General features: G+C 72.8%; 3 protein-coding genes. All 3 read right to left on the bottom strand.

Features of this window, described 5'->3' with window-relative positions; genetic code table 11:
* The coding region (locus VR45_RS40575; protein ID WP_052709752.1) for an ABC transporter permease at positions 1 to 629 on the bottom strand (629 nt) is incomplete at its 3' end.
* Positions 626 to 2278, bottom strand: a complete 1653-nt coding sequence (locus VR45_RS40570) for an ABC transporter substrate-binding protein (protein WP_045944996.1) — start codon at positions 2276 to 2278, stop codon at positions 626 to 628. The genes VR45_RS40570 and VR45_RS40575, both read right to left, overlap by 4 nt.
* A 28-nt stretch (positions 2279 to 2306) precedes the next feature.
* Positions 2307 to 3329, bottom strand: a complete 1023-nt coding sequence (locus VR45_RS40565; protein WP_199926108.1) for an agmatine deiminase family protein — start codon at positions 3327 to 3329, stop codon at positions 2307 to 2309.
* Between the last annotated feature and the right edge of the window lie 69 nt (positions 3330 to 3398).

Here is a 3398-nt window from a genome sequence, read left to right as displayed (position 1 = left end):
TCGCCCTCCAGGGCGTCCAGCATCGCCGAGCGGGTGACCCGGGCGAGCATGCCGATCAGGTAGAGCGCGAGGGCGATCGCGGGCAGGGTGAGGTGCCAGGCCATGTCCAGCAGGCCCTCCCCCGCGCCGCTGGTCGGGAACCAGCCCAGCTTGACCGCGAACAGGCCCTGGAGCAGCACCGCGGCGACGAAGGAGGGGGTGCCGACGGCGAGGGTGGTGGTGACCAGGATCGCGGAGTCGGTCGCGCCGCCGCGGACGGCGCCGATCCAGCCGAGCACCAGGCCGATCACGACCACCACCAGCAGGGCCATGGCCACCAGCAGCAGGGTGGCGGGCAGGCGGTCGGCGAGCAGGCCCGACACGTCGGTGCGGTAGGTGAGGGAGCGTCCGAAGTCGCCCTGCAGCACCTGGCCGAGCCAGCGGAGGTAGCGCACCAGGAAGGGGTCGTCCAGGTGGTACTGCTCGTTGATCGCCTGCAGGGCGGCCGGGGAGGCCGAGCGCCCGGACAGCAGGAAGCTCGCCGGGCTGCCCGGCGCCAGGTACATCGCCCCGAAGACGACGAAGGAGGCGCCGAGCAGGGTGACGGCCATTTCGACCAGCCGTCGGACGGCGAATCGCAGGAAGGTCACCGCGCGGCCCCCACGTCGGCGGCCCACGGGTAGTACAGGTAGGAGATGGTGGTCGGGGCGCCGGTGACCCGCTTGTTCAGGAAGACGGCGGTGGGCCACTCGGCGACCGGGATCCAGAGCAGCTTCTCGGAGGCGGTCCGCTGGAGCTGCGCCTCGACGGCGCCGCGCTCGGCCGGGTCGTACTCGGCCGAGGCCCGGTCGACCAGCTCGTCGTAGGCCGGGTCGCTGTAGCCGGCGAAGTTCTGGTAGGCGCCGGTGCGGAAGTTGGCGAGCAGGTCGAGCGGGTCGGTGATGGAGTCGTAGTACGTCTCCGGGAACATGTCCAGGCCCTCGCGCGCCTTGGGGTCGGTGAACAGCGAGGTGAAGGCGTTCGGGGCGATGGTCCGCAGCTGGATGTCGAGGCCGATCCGGGCGCCGGCGGACTGGACGGCGGTGGCGAGCAGCGAGACGTCCTGGCCGATGCTGCTGGTGGCGACGGTGAGCGTCCGGCCACTGGCGCCGGCCTCCTTGACCAGGGCCTTGGCGCGCTCGATGTCCTGCTCGGTGGGGGTGAGGTGGGCGAAGGCCGCGGTGCGGACGTCCTCGGGCAGGCCGGCCCAGGCGGCCCTGGTGGTGAGCGAACCGGTGACGGTGCCGGCGCCGGCGAGGCCGGTGCGGACGAAGCCGGAGCGGTCGAGGGCCAGCGACAGCGCCTGGCGGACCCGGAGGTCGCCGAGCGGGCCGTCCATGCTGGTGACGTTGAGGTTGACAGTGCTGAGGCCCTCGCCGAAGTACAGGGTGCCGGTGCCGCCGTTGCGAAGCCGGTCGTAGCTCTCGGTGGGGATCAGGTAGCCGCCGTCGACCTCGCCGCTGAGCATGGCGTTGGTGCGCGCGGAGGGGTCGGTGAGGAAGCGGAACACCACCTTGCCGGCCTTGGCCCGGTTGCCCCAGTAGCCGTCGAAGCGCTGGAGTTCGATCGACTGGCCCTTGACCCAGCTGCCGAGCTTGAACGGGCCGGTGCAGTCGAGGCTCCCGCCGGTGCCGTAGTCCCGGCCGGCGGCCTCCACCCCGGCCTTGGCGGCGACCACGCCGGCGGCGGTGGCCATGTACTGCGGGAACTGGGAGTCGGGCCGCTTGAGCTTGACGGTGACCTGGAGCGGGCCGGTCGCGGTGACGGTGTCGACGTTCTGGAAGGACTGCGCCCAGGCCGCCGCGTTGTCGGGGTTCATCTGCCGGCCGAGGCTGTACACGACGTCCTCGGCGGTCATCACCGAGCCGTCGTGGAAGCGCACGCCGGAGCGCAGGTCGTAGACCCAGGTGGTGGGGTCGGGGTTGGACGCCTTCTCGGCCAGGCCGGGGGCCAGGGTGAGCTGGGGCGTCCAGCGCATCAGGCTCTCGCAGACGTTGGACAGGACGGTGTTCTGCGGGTAGTCGAAGGCCTGGAGGTAGTCCAGGGTGGGCGGCTCGGCGTAGGTGGCCCAGGTGAAGGAGTCGATGTCGCCGGCGGCCGGCGGGCTGGACGGCGACAGCTGGAGGTCGGCCCGGTCGGCGGAACCGCCGCGGGGCGGTCCCGAGCAGGCGGCGACCAGGGCCGCGGCGCCGAGCAGCGCGGTGGCGACGGCGAGCGGGCGCCGGGGCCGGGTGCGTCTGGCAGGTGCGGTGGGAGTCATGAGGGTGGTTCTCCGTTCGCTGGCTGGGTCAGACGCGGGCGGCCGGGAGCTGCTGGGTGATGCAGTGGACGCCGCCGCCGCCGAAGGCGATCACCCGGGCCCGCACGCCGACGACCTTGCGGTCGGGGAACGCGGCGGCGATCACGGCGAGCGCGCCGGCGTCCTCGGGGTGGTCGGCGACGGGGACGACGACACCGCCGTTGGCCAGGTAGAAGTTCAGGTAGCCGACCTCGACCCGGACGTCCTCCACCTCGACGAAGGCGGCCTGGGTGACGTCGACGATCTCGAACGGGCGGCCCTGGGCGTCGGTGGAGTGCTCCAGCACCGTGCGGTTGGCGCGCATCCGCACGTAGTCGGGGTGCGCGGGGTCGGCGGGCAGCTGCACCACGACCTTGCCGGGGGCGGCGAAGGCGCACACGCCGTCCACGTGGCCGTCGGTCTCGGTGTCCAGGGCGCCGCCGTAGGGCAGCCAGATGATCTTGGTGACGCCGAGCCGGGCCTTCAGCTCGGCCTCGATCTCCTCGCGGCCCAGCTCGGGGTTGCGGTTGGGGTGGAGCAGGCACTGCTCGGTGGTGATGAGCGTGCCCTCGCCGTCGACGGTGATCGCGCCGCCTTCGAGGATCATCTCGGAGCGGATCGCCGGCACCTGGAGGTGCTCCAGCAGCAGGCCGCTGATCCGGTCGTCGGCGTCCCAGGGGTGGTGCTTGCGGCCCCAGGCGTTGAAGCGGCCCCAGGCGTTGAAGCGGAAGTCGACGCCGGCCCGGCGGCCCTCCTCGTCCAGGACGAAGATCGGCGCGGAGTCGCGGAACCAGGAGTCGTCCAGGGGGAGTTCGACGACGGTCAGGTCCGGGCCGCACAGGGTGCGGGCCTCGTCGCCGTGGCCGGGCGGGGCCACCATGGTGACGGGCTCGAACTCCGCGATGGCCCGGGCGACGGCCGCGTACTCGCGCTTCGCCTCGTCGAGGTTGTTGCCCCACAGGTCCGGCCGGACCGGCCAGGCCATCAGGCAGCCGTCGTGCTCGGTCCACTCGGCGGGCATGCGGTGGGTCATGGGGATCCTCGTTCTCTTCGGGCCCGGCCGGGTGCTGCCGGGGGGTGGGTGCTGCGGGGGGGGTGGGTG

Origin of the sequence: Streptomyces sp. NRRL S-495, from assembly GCF_000966955.1 — a bacterium.
In the GTDB taxonomy this organism is placed as follows: Bacteria; Actinomycetota; Actinomycetes; order Streptomycetales; family Streptomycetaceae; genus Kitasatospora; species Kitasatospora purpeofusca.
The sequence above is the reverse complement of the archived record's forward strand: the minus strand, read 5'-3'. Positions and strand labels throughout refer to the sequence as shown.